Genomic DNA, 16,061 nt, shown 5'->3' with positions numbered 1-16,061 from the left:
ACGACGCAGCATCGCCGTTGCCGGGCGCACGTGCGTTTTCGATGCCGGGCAGGCGGTCGACGCGCCCGACATTGCGATCGGGGAACGGCTTCCCGCGCGGTGCGTCGCCCACGCTTTCGCCATTCGGCGTGCGTGTCGACGCGCACGAACACGATGAGCGGGACCGACGTCTGCCCGGTCATGGCGATTCCTTTTGACGGAGTGGCGGTGCGTTTCTAGAATATGAGCGTTTGCTCATATTCGAAACTCGCATTCCCGCCATGTCCGACTCGTCTTCGCGCATCCCGCTGTCGCCCCGCAAGGCGCCGCGCCAGCGCCGCTCGGTGGCCACCGTCGATGCGATCGTCGAGGCCGCCGCGCGCATTCTGGAGCGCGACGGCTTCGACGGCTACACGACGAACGCGGTCGCCGCGCTGGCCGGCGTGAGCATCGGTTCCCTCTATCAATACTTTCCGAACCGCGACGCGCTGACCGCCGCGCTCGTCGAGCGCGAGAGTGCGCATCTGCTCGACGACGTCGACCGGGCGGCCGCGCTGTCGTCGTGCGACGACGTGCTGCGCACGCTGGTGCGCGGGGCCGTCGCGCACCAGATGCGCCGGCCGGTGCTCGCGCGGCTGATCGATTTCGAGGAGGCGCGGCTGCCGCTCGGTGTGCGCAACGCGCGCGTCGTCGACCGCATCCACGCGACCTTGCTGCATGCGCTCCGGTTGCGCGATGCGCCGCGCGTCGCCGCGCCCGACGTGATTGCGCACGATCTGCTCGCGATCGTGAAAGGCATCGTCGATGCGGCGGGCGCGCGCGGCGAAACCGATGCGCACGCGCTCGAAGCGCGGGCGTGGCGGGCGGTGCGCGGTTATCTCCGGGAATCGCGCGAATCGAAACTTGCTTGAGATGCATGTTTCGTGCGACAGTCGGACCCATTCGCACCACAACATGACGCGTATCGATCGAAGGCCATCGAGACGAACGCGCGCGCGAACGAGACCTCGTGCCGATCCACTCACCATCGAAAGGAGGGGACACGCCATGACGTCACGTCGTGCCGCACCGCTTGCATCTCGCTTCTCGTCGCGTCAGTCACCGCCCGCGCCGCGTCTGCGCTGGGCCGCCGCACTGGCCATCGCGTATCTCGCCGTCGCCGGCTGCGCCGCGCAGGCCGACAATGCGAACCAGGCCGCCGCGCAAGCGGTCGGCCAGTCCGCGATACCGGCTACCACCGCAGCGGCTGCCGCTCCCGCGTCGGGCACGCTGCCGCCGCCGCCGAGCCAGCTCTACGGCGATCTGTTCGTCGCGGTGCAGACCGCGCAGCTCTATCCCGACCAGAAGACCTTCGTCGACGCAACGCCCGATACCGACCCCACGACGATCGTGCAGTTGTATCAGCAACAGAAATCGCAGCCGGGCTTCTCGCTGAAGGCGTTCGTCGACCAGCATTTCACGCCGCCCCCGGCAGGCGGCGTGACGCCGCCGCCGAACCAGACGCTGCGCCAGCACATCGACTGGCTGTGGCCGCAGCTCACGCGCACGAGCGTCACGGTGCCCCAGTACAGTTCGCTGATTCCGATGCCGAAGCCGTACGTCGTGCCGGGCGGCCGTTTCCGCGAAGGGTACTACTGGGATACCTATTTCACGATGCTCGGGTTGCAGGTGTCGGGGCGCGAGGATCTCGTCGACGACATGCTCGACAACTTTGCATACCTGATCGATACGGTCGGCCACATCCCGAACGGCAATCGCACGTACTACGCGAGCCGCTCGCAGCCGCCGTTCTTCGCGTACATGGTCACGCTCGCCGCGCAGGTCGAGGGCGACAAGGTCTACCAGAAATACCTGCCGGCGCTGCGCAAGGAACATGCGTACTGGATGCAGGGCGAGACCACGACGCCGCGCGGGCAGGCGGCGCGCCACGTGGTCGCGATGCCCGACGGCGCCGTGCTGAACCGCTACTGGGATGCGAGCGATACGCCGCGCGACGAGTCGTATCTGGAGGACGTGACGACCGCGAAGTCGGTGCCGTCCCGTCCGGCGAACGAGGTGTACCGCGACCTCCGCGCGGGCGCCGAAAGCGGCTGGGACTACAGCTCGCGGTGGTTCGGCGACGGCAAGACGCTCGCGACGATCCGCACGACGTCGATCGTGCCGGTCGACCTGAACAGCCTGATGTTCCATCTCGAGACGACGATCGTGAAGGGCTGCGCGGTCACGCGCGACATCGCATGCGTGGCCGATTTTTCAGCGCGCGCGGGCAAGCGTGCGGCTGCGATCAATCATTACCTGTGGAACCGTCGCGGCTACTATGGCGACTACGACTGGCAGTTGCGCAAGCCGCGCGACGGCGTGACGGCGGCCGCGCTGTATCCGTTGTTTGCAGGCGTCGCGTGGCCGGAGCGTGCGAAGGCGACCGCGCGCGAAGTGCGCAAGACGCTGCTGCAGCCGGGCGGTCTCGCGACGACGACCGAGAACACGGGCCAGCAATGGGATGCGCCGAACGGCTGGGCGCCGCTGCAGTGGATCGCGATCGACGGGCTGCGCCGTTATGGCGAACCGGCGCTCGCGAAGGACATCGGCACGCGTTTCCTGTCCGACGTGAAGCATGTGTATGCGACCGAAGGCAAGCTCGTCGAGAAGTACGTGGTCGAGGGTACCGGCACGGGCGGCGGAGGCGGCGGCGAATATCCGTTGCAGGACGGCTTCGGCTGGACCAACGGCGTCACGCTGAAACTGCTCGGGCTGTACGGCGAGTAAGGTGCGGTGCGCGGTGCGGGCCGCGTGCCCACACGGCGAGCAATCGCACGGGCCGGACCGTCGCGCAAGCGGCCGTCCGGCCCGCGTTTTCATGCGGCGCGCGTCAGAACGTGATCGTCGTGCGCACGCCGACCACCGTCTCGTCGCCGATGCGCGCGCCGGCCGCGTTCGGGTTCGGGATGCCGCCGCCCGGACGGAAGAAGTGCTGCAGGTCGGCCTGCACCTGCCACCACGGCGCGACCTGGTACTGGTAGGTCGCTTCGATGACGGTTTCCGCGCGGCGCACCGGATAGCCGGGCGTCGTGTACACGCCGGTATCGCCGTCGAGGCCGCGCGCATGCGAGCCGATCTTCGCGTAGCCGATCGCGATGCCGGCGACGTCGTTGTCGCGGCCGGCGAACGGCGCCTTCAGCGTCACGCCGGCGTTGGCCGCGAAATCGACGACATTGCGGTCGCCCGGCGAGCCCATCACGCGCGCGAACACGCCGACCGAGCGCGGGCTGTCGGCGGACGGCCGCCACACCATCTGGTCCGCGACCGCATAGAAGCCGTAGTTGCCGCGATGCGTGGCGGGCGTGCCGTTGCTCGCCGGATCGGCGAGCGACAACCCGTCGGTGCCGTAGCGCGGATCGTCCGCGTGCTGCGAGTGATACCAGAAGCCGAGCTTGTACGTGCCGGGCAGGCCGGCCGGCTGTGGCGCCTTCGGGTCGGCGGGCGGCGCGTTCAGCGCGTACTGCACCTCGCCGATCACGAACGCGCCGCTGCGCAGGTTGAAGTTGGTGCCGTGTGCGTTCAGCACCTGGGCGTCGCCGTCGCTGCGGCCGGCCGGGTTGCCGTCGAACACGCCGACCATCGCGGTCCACGCATCGGCCGGCTTCACGCGCAGCCGCACGCCGAGCGACGACAGCGGGTACGCGGGGCCGCCGGACGGCAGATCGGTGGAGGGCAGCACGGGCCAGCCGAACGTCGCGTTCATGAACGTCGCCGCGTTCTGGCTCACCATGAATTCCTGGTCGACGCTCTGCTGGCCGACTTTCACGTCGACCTTGCCGTCGAGCAGCGACTGCTGGTACCAGAGTTCCCATAGGCGCGTGGTCGAGTTCGCCTCGATGCCGGTGGCGGTCTGCAACGTCTGCAGGTAGCGCTGCGTGAGGTTGGTGCCGTGGATCTGCAGCCCCGACACGTTGAACGTGCCGCCCGGCAGGCCGATCGCCTTGCCGGTGTCGATGTTGAAACCGAATTGCGTGAGCCCCTGATATGCGCCGCCGCGACCCGTGCCGCCGGACGTGTTGTACAGGTACTCGCTGGTCTCCTGCAGGCTCAGCGTGACGCCGTGCTCGTCGAGCACGTCACGCAGGCCACCCATGTTGCCGAGCAGGTTCGAGCGCTCCCAGAAGCCGGTCGGAGCGGGCGCGGCAGCATCGGCGGCCTGTTGCGCGGGGGCGGCGGCATCGCTCGCGCCGGCTGCCGGTTCGGCAGCGGCGGGCGACGATGCTTGCGCGAATGCGGGCGCGGCGGCGAGCGACAGCAGCAGCGCGGTGAGCGCATCGAGGCGGCGCTTGCGCGGGACGGGTGCGAGGTGATTCTTCATTTGGGTTCCGTTGGCAGTTTGATTAGTTTGGCTGAAGAAACGGGAACGTGATGCGGGACGCATGGCGAGACGGCCCGCACGGAGCAGGGCTTACGGCAGCCAGCCGCCGACGCGCCAGACCTGCGCGAAGCCGACGCGCGGCGCGACCGAGCACAGCAGCGCGGCGAGCGCGAGCGCGGCCGCCGTCGCGGCGATCAGCACGCAATCGAGCGGGCGGGGCGCCGTCGGCACGTGGGCGAGGGCCCGGCCGCGCCAGCGGCTGAATGCCCGGGCGAGCGGCGAGCGGCCGGAAAAAGAGCGGTCGCACGCGACGTGTACGACGCGCTTGAGCTTGACCGCGAACGATTGAACGAACATGACGCTGCCTCCGTTCCGTCCGGCGGACGCCGGACGACGTGATCGAGCGCGGGTGCGTGACGCGGCCTGCGATCGGAGGATGGAACATAACGGAGCGTGCGACTGCCGAACCGGCGATGGCCGGCCCGGATGGAGGCGCGCTAACCCGACGAGTGCGAGCTAGCGGCGAAAGACATGCGTCTGGCTGCTATCTCGCGATGGCTTGGCCGGCCTGGACCGGCATCGAACTGCAACTAGAGCATGTATCCACGGAGGGACTCCCGTGATGAATTGGGGCGGATTGTAGTCGCGACTTTTGCTGCGGCGCAAGTAGAAAACGCATGACGGTTGCGCCGTGTGGTGTGCGCGTCGCGGCGGCCCAGGGCCGCCACACGCCCGCCCGGCAACGGCAAAGCGGGTGGTTGCGCGTTGCGCCGCACCGTTGCTTGCACGCATCGGCGCGCGATCGCGTCATCGCCCGCTGAAAGGTTTCGGTACGTCAATTCAAGGGCAAATCTTTCAGTTGCGTCATGCGGGAAATTTATTTCGAAAAACGGGGTTTCGAGGGGTTGACTTCACTTTCGCGCGGTCCATAGAATCCGCCATCTTCACTCTTGGGGCCGCCGCCTTGGACGCCTGCAGTAGTCGATCTTCGAACGAAATTTCCGCCTGAGCGACCGACGTCCGCGCCTCATCGAAGCCGCCGTTTGTCTCCCGGGCAAACGGTGCGCGCAGCAGTATTTCCGCAGCAACTCCCTACGTGCACCCTGATTCGCGCCGGTTAGCGTGATGCGTTCTCGCATGCGTTGTCCGGTTTCACCGCCGCCTGGCAGGCGGCCGCGTTCGCGCATCCGTTTCCCGGGCGCGCGAATGCCGGCCCGCACGCCGGACGGCGGTCAACCGTGTTCCCCGGAACACCGTACAGGAGCCGCCATGAACGACAGTGACAGTTGTTGTCCCTTATGCCCGTTGCATACGCAGACCCTTTTGAACCCGGGTCGCGGGGACACGCCGGCCGACTAGCCTGACACGTCGTTCAGGCCCCTGGCTGGCCCCGCGCCCACGACGCGGCCGGCACGCCTGCCGTCGCCGCACGGAGCCAGACCATGAACTTCGGCCTTCTGCTGTCGACCCTTCCGCACGTCACGGAATCGCGCCCCCACTACGACGCGATGCTGACGCTCGACGCCCGTCCGCGGGTGTTCTCCCGCCTGCTGAACCAGTTGAAAGCGTTGATCCGCTGAAAGAGACACGCCGAGCGCGCCTCGGCATGCGCACGTGCGGCCGCCTTCGAGCGGCCGTCCCGCGCGCATGCCAAGGTCGCACGCTCATCGAATCGCATAACCCTTAGCCGTACGGAACACATCATGTCCACGCCCTCCAACGTCTCTCCACCGATCGCGGTCGACCGCAGCGCCGTGCTCGACGACGCCCACCTGGGCGACATCCGCGGTGCGCTCGGCACGATCCCGCACCACGACACCGGCGCACGCGGCACGTGGTGGGCGCGCCTGCGTACACTGCTCGCGATCATCGGCCCGGGCCTGATCGTGATGGTCGGCGACAACGACGCCGGCGCATTCGGCACCTATACGCAGGCCGGCCAGAACTACGGCACGACGCTGCTGTGGACGCTGCTGCTGCTCGTGCCCGTGCTGTACGTGAACCAGGAAATGGTGCTGCGCCTCGGCGCGGTCACGGGCGTCGGCCATGCGCGGCTGATCTTCGAACGCTTCGGCAAGTTCTGGGGCGCGTTCAGCGTGATCGACCTGTTCCTGCTCAACGCGCTGACCATCGTCACCGAATTCATCGGCATCACGTTCGTGCTGGATTTCTTCGGATTGCCGAAGGTGGCCGGCGTGTGCGTGGCCGCCGCGCTGACGATGGCCGCGGTCAGTACCGGCGATTTCCGGCGCTTCGAGCGGTTCGCGATCGGGCTGTGCGTGCTGAGCCTGCTGCTCGTGCCGGTGCTCGTGTCGATCCACCCGCCCGTCGCGCAGATGACGCGCGATTTCTTCGTGCCGAACTGGCCCGCGCACGCGAAGCTGTCGGACGTGATGCTGCTCGTGATCGGGATCGTCGGCACCACGGTCGCGCCGTGGCAGTTGTTCTTCCAGCAGAGCTACGTGATCGACAAGCGCATCACGCCGCGCTTCATGAAGTATGAAAAAGCCGATCTGTGGATCGGCATCGCGTTCGTGCTGGTCGGCGCGGTCGCGATGATCGGCTTCAGCTCGGCGCTGTTCGGCGGCCATCCGGAAGCTGGCAACTTCACCGACGCGGGCGGCATCATCGCCGGCCTCGAGAAGTATGCGGGCCGCACGAGCGCGACGCTGTTCGCGATCGCGCTGCTCGACGCGTGCATCATCGGCGCGGCGGCCGTGTCGCTGTCGACCGCGTACGCGATCGGCGACGTGTTCAAGATCCGTCACTCGCTGCACCGCGGCGTGACCGACGCGAAGGGCTTCTATCTCGTCTACTTCGGCATCGTCGCGGCGGCGGCCACGCTCGTGCTGATTCCGGGCAGCCCGCTCGGCCTGTTGACGGAAGCCGTGCAGACGCTGGCCGGCGTGCTGCTGCCGAGCGCGACGGTGTTCCTGCTCGTGCTGTGCAACGACCGTCAGGTGCTTGGGCCCTGGGTCAACTCGACGAAGCTCAACGTGTTCACGGGCGCGGTGATCTGGGTGCTGGTGCTGCTGTCGATCATCCTGACCGCGTCGGTGATGTATCCGGACATCAGCGGGGAGGCGATCGTCGACGTGCTGGTGGGCGGCACCGTGCTCGCCATCGCCGGCTATCTCGCGACGGTACTGATTCGCCGCAACAAGCGCGTCGTCGAGCCGGCCGTCGATCGTTCGCTGCGCGACACGTGGCGCATGCCGCCGCTCGACACGCTCGAGCCGCAGAACATGACGCTCGCGACGCGGATCTGGATGGCCGTCCTGCGCGGCTATCTGGTGATTGCGGTCGGGCTCGTGATCGTAAAGGTCGTGCAGATGACGCTGCTGAAGTAACGGCGGCCGTCCACGAGGAAGCGGCGCCGGCCCGGCGCCGCGCCGCAACCCGCACATGCCGGCCCGCGAGGCCGGCATGTGCGTTTACGCGATCGGCGAAACGAAACTGCGCCGCGCCGTCGCCCGCGCGTCAGATCAGCTCGAGCTTCGACGTCAGGTACGTGAGCTGGATCCGGTTCGCGACGCCGAAGCGCTTGCGCAGCTTGCGCAGGTGATAGTCGACGTTGTGCGCGCTGGTGTCGAGGCGCCGGCCGATCTCCTTGTCGGACGCGCCTTCGGCGATGCCGAGCAACAGCTCCTGCTCGAACGGCGTGAGCCCGTTGACCGCGCGCTCGCGCGACGTCGAGATCAGTTGCGGCGACGCGAACTTGTGTACCGACAGCCCGATCGACAGCGCCTGCTCGATCGTCGCCGGCGTGATCCATTCGCGCGTGCGGCGCGGCGCGGTGAAGCTCATGAACGCGTGCAGCCGCGTGCCGGGCACGGCCATCGAATACATGATGCCGCTGCACATCCCGTCGTCCTGCATCGTCTGCAGGAAGCCGTCGAGCGCGGCCGGGCTCACGCACGAGTCGTCGTCGCGCTCACGGTGTTCGCGGCGCAATTGCTGCAGGTCCCACACGATCGGCATGTTGCACACGCGCGCGCCGAGCGTGCGCGGATCGACGTCGTGATGGTTGTGGCGCACGTAGTCGCCGCGATAGGTGGCCGGCGTGAATGCTTCGTGCAGGTAGAGACTTTCGACGCGCTCGCGCGCGAATTCGAGGGCGAAGTACGCGAACGTCGAGAAGCCTGTCAGATGCAGCAGGCTCGTGACGATCCGGTTGCGCTCGGCCGTGCTCTGTGCGTGCGCGAGCGTATCGGCGACGCCGAGCTTCGGCGCGTGCGGCTGCGCGACGTCGCCGCGTTTCACGTCGTCGCACCAGACGACCTGCACGGTGCGCTCGCGCAGCGTGTCCGCGCAGGCGTTCAATCCGCGCGACGAGCGGGACAAGGTGGTTGGGGCGACCGCTTCTTCATGCAATGCAATATCGGACATGAGCCATCCCTCGGAATCGACGCGCATCGCCTGGCGGCGGCCGTATCGTGTACGGCATTCGCGGTGGTGCGACCGAGCATCGTTGTGATATGCGCCGATCGTCATCCCTGACGAAACGCGGGGGCATTGTACAAAAATGCCGGTGTGTGGGTAATATGCCGTAATACTAATTGCGGCGAAAGGTTCATGTTCGTGCGCATATAACGACGACCAGAAAATCATAAAGAAAAGACCAGATCGTGACGGGGCGCAGTTTCACATATTGGGAAAGGGCGGGCTCCTCATGACATATGCTGACGGCGCACCACGCGTCGAGTGGTTCTCACAAGCCGATATAGCGGCCGCCGCCGCTTATTCGAACGAATATCACGCAATCGAGCGTGACGTTTTTACCGGTATTCAAATCGCGTCCGGTAAAACCGACCTTGCGTCATTCGATTTCGCGCAATGCCATGCGCGATTGCGGCAAATCGGATTCAGTACGCTCGGTTACGGCGCGTACGAAATGATCGGGCGGCGCATTCTGCGCGCGCATCTGCTGCGCGACCTCGCGCCGGCGACGTTCATGCAGCCGTTCATCGAAGGGATGCTGTACGAAAGCGACCCGCGCTTCGCGCAGGTGCGGCAAAGCGGCTTCCCGGTCGCGTGGCGGCTCGACGAGATCGAGGCGGCCGCGCACGGCAGCGGCGACCGCAAGGTGCTGGCGCTCGCCGGCCACTTGCGTGCGCACGCAATGAACAGCGGCGTGATCTTCAGCCTGTCGGCGCCGCGGCTCGACCTGCGCGTCGCGGTAAACGTGACGTCGGAAACGCACGGCACCGAATGGATCGACGATCGGGTGATCGGCGGCGCGCTGTCGGTCAGTCTGGCCGTGCATCGCGTCGCGCTGCCGTTCCTCGAGGCGCGGGTCGCGCGCATGCGCGGCTTCGCGCTCGGCGACGAGCAGCAGCAGGTGCTCGACCGGCTCGTGCACGGGCTGTCCGACCAGGAGATCGCGAGCGCGCTGCGCACGTCGCTGCACAAGGTCGGGCACCACATCCGCTCGCTCGAAAAACTCTTCAACGTACAGAACCGCGCGCAGCTCGCGTACCTCGCCGCGCGCCGGCTGCCGTCCTGACCCGACCCCTGCCGCAGGCGCGCGCCGGCGGCCCGGCGCGCGATGGAAGCGGTTCCGGCGGCGCGTGCCCGAGCCGGCCGCCGGGTTTCGTAGTCCGATTCGATCGTCTGAGGAAAACGCGCTTTCACGCTACGAGGCGCGCTTCTTTTTCGGCCGTTTCCCGTCGCTACACTCGTCCCATTCAACGGTCCGCGCAGCACGGGGAAGGGTTGCCCGTGCCAGCCGGCGATAACGACAGGACGACGGCACGATGGCTGAACCGAAGGCGCTCCCCCGCGACTGGCAGCGGTTGTTTTCCGCCGGCCGCGGCGTGTCCGGACGGCGCCTCGGGGGCGCGTCGCCGCGCGCCGACCTGTTTCTCGCGACCTTCATCGTCGCGGTCGTCGCGCTGTTCATCCTGCCGCTGCCGCAGGCCGCGCTCGACGGGATGATCTCGCTGAATCTGGCGGCGAGCGTCGTGCTGCTGACGGTGTCGACCTACGTGCCGTCGGCGGTCAGCTTCTCGTCGTTTCCGGCGCTGCTGCTGTTTACGACGCTGTTCCGGCTCGCGCTGAACATCGCGTCGTGCAAGCTGATCCTGCTGCATGCGAACGCCGGCCACGTGATCGACGCGTTCGGGCGGCTGGTGGTCGGCAACAACGTGGTGGTGGGCGGCGTGGTGTTCCTCGTGATCGCGGTCGTGCAGTTCATCGTGATCGCGAAAGGGTCGGAGCGGGTGGCCGAAGTCGGCGCGCGCTTCTCGCTCGACGCGATGCCCGGCAAGCAGATGAGCATCGACGCGGACCTGCGCGCGGGCATCATCAGCGCCGACGAAGCGCGCGAGCGCCGCGAGAAACTCGAGCAGGAATCGCAGATGCACGGCGCGATGGACGGCGCGATGAAGTTCGTGAAGGGCGACGCGATCGCGGGCCTCGTGATCGCGTTCATCAACATCGTCGCGGGGATCGCGGTCGGCACGCTGATGCACGGGATGGACATCGGCGAAGCGCTGCAGCGTTACGCGATCCTGACGGTCGGCGACGGGATGGCGTCGCAGATTCCGTCGCTGCTCGTGTCGATCGCGGCCGGCATCGTGACGACGCGCGTCGCGACGCGCGATGCGCGGCAGCGCCAGCTCGGCGAACAGCTCGGCGAGCAACTGGGTGCGCATCCGCGCGCGCTGCTGATCGCGGCATTCGTGCTGAGCGGTTTTCTCGTCGTGCCCGGTTTCCCGAAATGGTCGTTCGCGCTGATCGCGCTCGGCCTCGGCGCCTTCGCGTTCTCGCAACTGAAGCGCAAGACGTCCGCGCCGAGCTTCAACCTGATTCATGTCGCGGGGCGCGTCGGTGCGGCCGACGACGGCCAGCCCGCGAAGGTGTCGCACGCGGCGGGCGTCACGTCGCTGATCGCGGTGTCGCTGTCCGACGACCTGCGCACGAACCTGAACCTCGCGCAATTGCAGGCGGCGCTGTCGAGCGCGAAGGCGCGCGTCGACGCGGACATCGGCACGGTATTCCCTCGCATCACGCTGAACGACGACGAAGGCGCGCCGGCCGGCACGTACCGGATCTATCTGCAGGACGTGCTCGTCGCGCACGGCGCGCTGAAGCCGGGCTGGCTGCTGTGGGACGGCGTCGCGCCGCTGCCGGAGCGCGCGGAGCGCCAGCCGGCCGAGGCGTTCGGCCCGTTCGCGACCGCGCTGTGGATCAAGCCCGACGGCGCGGCGCCGGACGGCAAGTGGCTGTCGAGCGAGAGCGCGCTGGCCGCGCACGTCGAGCAGATCGTGCGCCAGCATGCGGACGAGCTGCTCGGCATCCAGGAGACGCAGGCGCTCGTGCATCTGGTGCGCCGCGATCATCCGGAGCTCGTCGGCGAACTGACGCGGCTCGTGCCGTTGCAGCGCGTGACCGAAGTGCTGCGCCGGCTGCTCGCCGAACAGGTGCCGATCCGGAACCTGCGCGTGATCTTCGAGAGCCTGATCACGTGGGCGCCGAACGAGCCCGACGACGTGATCGCGCTGGTCGAGCTCGTGCGCGTCGACCTGCGCCGGATGATCACCGATCGCCATGCGGGCACGGCGCGCCAGCTGCGGGTCGTGCTGTTCGAGCAGAACCTGCAGGAGCGGATCGAGAGCGCGGTGATGCGCACCAAGCAGGGCAATTTCCTCGCGCTGTCGAGCGCGGTCAAGCAGGACATCGGCGAACAGGTGCGCGCGATCGTGCAGGCCGCGCAGGCGGCCGGCCCCGGCGGCCACGGCAACGCGCAGGGTGGCGTGCGGCTCGCGGTGATGGTCGCGCTCGGCGCGCGCCGCTACGTGAAGACGATCCTGCAGCCGGTGCTGCCCGAACTCGCGGTGCTGTCGTACCAGGAAGTCGAGGAGGACGTGCAGTTGCATACGGTCGGCTGGGTGAAGAACCCGCCGGACGACGGCACGGTCGGCGCGGGCGCCGACGTGCGCGCGCCGGGAGCCGTGCAATGACGAGCTCGACGATCCTCGACCTGACGCGCCAGGCGCTGATGCTCGTGCTGCTGCTGTCGCTGCCGATCGTGCTGATCGCGACCGTCACGGGCCTCGTCGTCGCGATCCTGCAGGCCGTCACGCAGGTGCAGGACGCCAATATCGGCATCGCGGTGCGGCTGATCGCCGTGATGGTCGCGCTCGTGCTGCTGTCGGGCTGGCTCGGCGGCGAAGTGCTGCGCTTCGCGCAGCAGGCGCTGGAACGCATGTTCGTTTCTTCCACAGGAGTCCTTTGATGCGTCGACGCGTCGCCTCGATCCGGTTTCAACCGCGCAGCCTGCAACGGGCCGCGCTTGCCGTGTGCGCGACCGCGCTGCTCACGGCGTCGCTGTGCATGGCGCCCGCGCAGCATGCGCGCGCCGCGGACCTGCGCTGGCGCAACAAGCCGTTCACGATCGTCGCAAACGGCAAGAAGATCGGCGACTTCATCCGCGAGCTCGCGTCGTCGCAGGGCGTGACGGCGGTGGTCGACCCGAAGGTCGACGGCGTGATCAGCGGCCGCTTCTCCGGCACGCCGCAGCAGACGCTCGACACGATCTGCTCGACCTACGGGCTCACGTGGTACTACGACGGCTCGTTCCTGTACGTCGATCCGGCCGACCAGTCGCAGACGCAGATGATCCCGATCCCGCCGAATGCGTCCGGCGAAATCGGCCGCGCGCTGCAGGCGATGCAGATTCCGGACAAGCGCTACACGCTGGTGATCAACGATCGCGCGAACAGCGTGTACGTGGCCGGCCCGCGCCGCTATGTCGAGCTCGTGCGGCAGGCGGTCGGCTCGGTCGGCGATCCGTCGGCGAACGGCGCGCATGCGGACATCCGCGCGTTCCGGCTGAAATACGGCTGGGCGTCGGACTTCACGATCAACCGCTCGGGCAAGGAAGTGACGGTGCCGGGCGTCGCGACGATCCTGCGCCGGCTGTTCGGCAAGGGCGGCGGCACGACCGCGGCGCCGTCCAGCACGCCGCTCGGGCAGGCCGCGCGCCAGGTGAAGCTCGGCTCGGGGCTGACGATCGCGGTGCCGCGGCTCGACTTTCCCGACATTTCCGGCGGCCCGCGGCAGGGCGGTTATGGCGGGGCGGACAGCGGCATGGGCGGCGGCTTCTCGCCGTTCTCGAACAACGGCGGCGGCGACACGCTGCCGCAGATCGTCGCCGACCCGGCGATCAACGCGGTGATCGTGCGCGACCTGCCGGAGAACATGTACCGCTACCAGTCGCTGATCGGCCAGCTCGACGAGCGGCCGCGCATCGTCGAGATCAACGTGACGATCATCGACATCAACGAGGATTCGCTCGACAGCCTCGGGATCGACTGGCGCCTGCACACGACGCACGGCGACGTGCAGATCGGCAACGGCCAGAACGCGCTGAACGGCAACACGCAGTACAACGGCGCCGGCAATCCGCCGCTGACGTTCGGCATCGGCACGTCGGAAACCGGGCAGACGGGCGCCTTCATGCCGACCGGCATCGCGCTGACCGCGTCGATCGGCGGGTCGCTGCGCAACTACCTGCTCACGCGCGTGAACGCGCTCGCGCAGAAAGGCCAGGCGCAACTGCGATCGAAGCCGAAGGTGCTCGCGCTCGACAACACCGAGGCGATCCTCGAGAACCTCACGCAGTTCTACGTGCAGGTGCCGGGCTATCAGGATTCGTCGCTGTACAGCGTGACGACCGGCACCAGCATCAAGGTGACGCCGATGATCGTCGACGAGGCGATCCGCAACGCGGCGGCCGTGTCGGGCAACCCGCAGAGCGTGATGATGTCGATCGACATCCAGGACGGCAACATCGTGCCGGGGCAGGCGGTGTCGAACGTGCCGGTGATCCAGCAGCGCAACATCGTCACCAAGACGATGATCGACGAAGGCAAGAGCCTCCTGATCGCCGGTTTCAACGACGACGAGGTGAGGCTGAACAAGAGCGGCGTGCCCTGGCTGTCCGACATCCCGCTGATCGGCAACCTGTTCAAGTACACCGACAAGTCGGGCAACCACATGGAGCGGTTCTACCTGCTGACGCCGCGGGTCGTGACGAGCGCGTCGATGTATGCGCCGGACGGCTCGCCGGTGAATCCGGGCGTCGACGGTCCGGCGAACCAGGAAGGGATGTCGATGTATCGCCCGCCGGACAACGACGTCACGGTGCCGCTGACGCCGAAGCCGCTGCCCGGCACGAAATTCGGTCCGCCCGCGTTGCCGCCGCCGAAGGATGCGGCGGCGTCGCAGCCCGCGGCGACGACCGCAGGAGTGGTCACGCATGTCGACGAGCATCATTGATCCGCACGGCGACGGCGCATTGCCCGGCGGCGCGGCGGGCGCCGGGGCCGGCTCGGCCGCCGCGCTCGCGTCGCCGTGGAACCTGTGCTTCCTGAGCGGGCCGATGTACGGCCGCACGATGTCGCTCGCGCGCGGCGCGAACTGGGTCGGCACGGCGGCCGACTGCGAGGTGATCCTGCCCGATCGCGAGATCGGCGCGAAACAGGTGTGCCTGCAGGTCGGCGCGCTCGCGGTGACGGTGCAGAACCACGGCGGCGACGCCGGCGCGCCGGTGCTGTTCAACGACGAGCCGCTCGGCACCGGCCGCCGCTCGTTGACGCCGAACGACGTCGTGACGGTCGGCTCGATCCGGCTCGGCATCGCACGGCATGCGCAGGCGAGCGTCGCGGTGCCCGACGAAACCGATGCGCCGGACGCCGCGCGCGAAGCCGCGTGGCTCGGCTGGCTCACGGGCGGGCTACGGCGGCTGGGCAGCCGGCGGCTCGTGATCGCGCTGGTCGCGCTGTGGGTCGGCGTGCTGCTCGGCGCGCTCGGCTACGGCTTCGTCGCGTGGTCGGGGCGGCTGCCGTGGCAGCACGAATCGGTGCTCGCGCGCACGCACCGGCTGCAGCAACTGCTGCACGCGTATCCGGAGCTGGCGGTCGCGCCGCGCGACGACGGCGTGATCGTGTCGGGCTACGTGAGCGACCCGGCCGCGCGCGAGCGCGTCGCGCAGATCGTCGCGGGCGTCGACAACGCGGCGCTCGGCAACATCTACGTGGTCAGCGATCTCGTGGCGACCGCGCAGACCTATTTCAGCGACACGGCGCTGACGGTCACGTATCTCGGCCGCGGCCGGATCGAGCTGACGGGCACGGCCGCGCGCGCGCAGATCGAGCCGCGCATCCGCAACTACATGAAGGACGCGCGCCCGGCGCTCGAGGTGGTCGATCACGTGCGCGATGCCGATGCGGCCGCGCCGCGCACGGCGACGACGCTCGGCGGCACGGCGGGCATTCCGGAGATCACGACCGTGTTCGCCGGCGACGGCGACCAGCGCTACATCGAGACGGTCGACGGCAGCCGCTATTTCGAAGGCGCGAGGCTGAAGGAGGGCGCGACCGTCGTGTCGATCGGCCCGGACGAGGTCGTGTTCGAACGCAACGGCCAGCGCATCACGATGCCGCTCGGCGGCCCGTCGGCGCGTGCGCCCGAGCAGGCGCCGGCGCCGCCCGTGGCGCCGCTCGCGAGCGGTGCGGCGGCGGGCGTCGCGCAGCCGGTGCCGGGGCCGACGCTGTTGCCGCGCGAGCCGGCGGCCGGTGTATCGACGAAGGAGGCGGCGCACTAGCGTCGCGACGAATCAGGCGCAGCGCGAATCGCGCTGCGCGCATCACGCGACACGTCGCCGACAGGCGGCGCGTCACGTCATCGGCGGGGCATGGGGCCGCCGCCGGCAACGCAA

General features: G+C 68.4%; 12 protein-coding genes. 9 read left to right on the top strand and 3 right to left on the bottom strand.

Annotation, left to right across the window (positions count from 1 at the left end; translation table 11 throughout):
* Window positions 1–260: 260 nt before the first annotated feature.
* A complete protein-coding gene (locus tag H0X90_RS29610) occupies window positions 261–890 on the top strand; it encodes a TetR/AcrR family transcriptional regulator (RefSeq protein WP_077189483.1) in 630 nt (209 codons plus the stop codon).
* A gap of 136 nt (window positions 891–1,026) precedes the next feature.
* Window positions 1,027–2,745: an alpha,alpha-trehalase TreA gene (gene treA, locus H0X90_RS29605; RefSeq protein ID WP_077189484.1), complete on the top strand. Its 1,719-nt coding sequence runs from the start codon at window positions 1,027–1,029 to the stop codon at window positions 2,743–2,745.
* A 103-nt stretch (window positions 2,746–2,848) separates the two neighbouring features.
* On the opposite strand, the gene H0X90_RS29600 is transcribed toward treA, so the two are convergent.
* Complete coding sequence (locus tag H0X90_RS29600; protein WP_077189485.1) at window positions 2,849–4,336, bottom strand: carbohydrate porin; 1,488 nt, start codon at window positions 4,334–4,336, stop codon at window positions 2,849–2,851.
* Window positions 4,337–4,426: 90 nt separating this feature from the next.
* A complete protein-coding gene (locus tag H0X90_RS29595; RefSeq protein WP_006487869.1) occupies window positions 4,427–4,693 on the bottom strand; it encodes a hypothetical protein in 267 nt (88 codons plus the stop codon).
* Between the two features lie 1,085 nt (window positions 4,694–5,778).
* Here H0X90_RS29595 and H0X90_RS29590 point away from each other — a divergent pair.
* Complete coding sequence (locus tag H0X90_RS29590) at window positions 5,779–5,916, top strand: hypothetical protein (protein WP_006487867.1); 138 nt, start codon at window positions 5,779–5,781, stop codon at window positions 5,914–5,916.
* A 123-nt stretch (window positions 5,917–6,039) separates the two neighbouring features.
* Window positions 6,040–7,686 (top strand): Nramp family divalent metal transporter, encoded by a 1,647-nt coding sequence (locus H0X90_RS29585; RefSeq protein ID WP_006487872.1) that lies wholly within the window; start codon window positions 6,040–6,042, stop codon window positions 7,684–7,686.
* A 130-nt stretch (window positions 7,687–7,816) separates the two neighbouring features.
* Here the strand turns inward: H0X90_RS29585 and H0X90_RS29580 are convergent, their stop codons facing one another.
* Window positions 7,817–8,725 (bottom strand): LuxR family transcriptional regulator, encoded by a 909-nt coding sequence (locus H0X90_RS29580; RefSeq protein WP_034178602.1) that lies wholly within the window; start codon window positions 8,723–8,725, stop codon window positions 7,817–7,819.
* Between the two features lie 283 nt (window positions 8,726–9,008).
* Here H0X90_RS29580 and H0X90_RS29575 point away from each other — a divergent pair, with 283 nt between their 5' ends.
* The 5 genes from H0X90_RS29575 to sctD all read left to right on the top strand — a co-directional run bounded on the left by H0X90_RS29575 (window position 9,009) and on the right by sctD (window position 15,947).
* Window positions 9,009–9,842, top strand: a complete 834-nt coding sequence (locus H0X90_RS29575; RefSeq protein WP_077189486.1) for an autoinducer binding domain-containing protein — start codon at window positions 9,009–9,011, stop codon at window positions 9,840–9,842.
* 250 nt (window positions 9,843–10,092) lie between these two features.
* On the top strand, window positions 10,093–12,300 hold the full coding sequence (sctV, locus tag H0X90_RS29570; protein ID WP_077189487.1) for a type III secretion system export apparatus subunit SctV: 2,208 nt from the start codon (window positions 10,093–10,095) through the stop codon (window positions 12,298–12,300).
* Entirely contained in the window at window positions 12,297–12,575 is a 279-nt protein-coding gene (sctS, locus tag H0X90_RS29565; protein WP_006480854.1) for a type III secretion system export apparatus subunit SctS, read from the top strand. The genes sctV and sctS overlap by 4 nt, the downstream gene beginning before the upstream one ends.
* The gene (gene sctC, locus H0X90_RS29560; protein WP_077189488.1) at window positions 12,575–14,620 is read left to right on the top strand and encodes a type III secretion system outer membrane ring subunit SctC; all 2,046 of its coding nucleotides are present in this window, start codon (window positions 12,575–12,577) and stop codon (window positions 14,618–14,620) included. Before sctS ends, sctC begins: the two co-directional genes overlap by 1 nt.
* Entirely contained in the window at window positions 14,601–15,947 is a 1,347-nt protein-coding gene (sctD, locus tag H0X90_RS29555; RefSeq protein ID WP_077189489.1) for a type III secretion system inner membrane ring subunit SctD, read from the top strand. Before sctC ends, sctD begins: the two co-directional genes overlap by 20 nt.
* Window positions 15,948–16,061 lie beyond the last annotated feature (114 nt).

The organism is Burkholderia sp. 9775_39 (assembly GCF_015712225.1).
In the GTDB taxonomy this organism is placed as follows: Bacteria; Pseudomonadota; Gammaproteobacteria; order Burkholderiales; family Burkholderiaceae; genus Burkholderia; species Burkholderia cenocepacia.
The sequence above is the reverse complement of the archived record's forward strand: the minus strand, read 5'-3'. Positions and strand labels throughout refer to the sequence as shown.

Bases quoted from the DNA above. Each gene is read 5' to 3' on its own strand.
- H0X90_RS29610 (WP_077189483.1), top strand. From the start codon at position 261: ATGTCCGACTCGTCTTCGCGCATCCCGCTGTCGCCCCGCAAGGCGCCG.
- treA (WP_077189484.1), top strand. From the start codon at position 1,027: ATGACGTCACGTCGTGCCGCACCGCTTGCATCTCGCTTCTCGTCGCGT.
- H0X90_RS29600 (WP_077189485.1), bottom strand. From the start codon at position 4,336: ATGAAGAATCACCTCGCACCCGTCCCGCGCAAGCGCCGCCTCGATGCG.
- H0X90_RS29595 (WP_006487869.1), bottom strand. From the start codon at position 4,693: ATGTTCGTTCAATCGTTCGCGGTCAAGCTCAAGCGCGTCGTACACGTC.
- H0X90_RS29590 (WP_006487867.1), top strand. From the start codon at position 5,779: ATGAACTTCGGCCTTCTGCTGTCGACCCTTCCGCACGTCACGGAATCG.
- H0X90_RS29585 (WP_006487872.1), top strand. From the start codon at position 6,040: ATGTCCACGCCCTCCAACGTCTCTCCACCGATCGCGGTCGACCGCAGC.
- H0X90_RS29580 (WP_034178602.1), bottom strand. From the start codon at position 8,725: ATGTCCGATATTGCATTGCATGAAGAAGCGGTCGCCCCAACCACCTTG.
- H0X90_RS29575 (WP_077189486.1), top strand. From the start codon at position 9,009: ATGACATATGCTGACGGCGCACCACGCGTCGAGTGGTTCTCACAAGCC.
- sctV (WP_077189487.1), top strand. From the start codon at position 10,093: ATGGCTGAACCGAAGGCGCTCCCCCGCGACTGGCAGCGGTTGTTTTCC.
- sctS (WP_006480854.1), top strand. From the start codon at position 12,297: ATGACGAGCTCGACGATCCTCGACCTGACGCGCCAGGCGCTGATGCTC.
- sctC (WP_077189488.1), top strand. From the start codon at position 12,575: ATGCGTCGACGCGTCGCCTCGATCCGGTTTCAACCGCGCAGCCTGCAA.
- sctD (WP_077189489.1), top strand. From the start codon at position 14,601: ATGTCGACGAGCATCATTGATCCGCACGGCGACGGCGCATTGCCCGGC.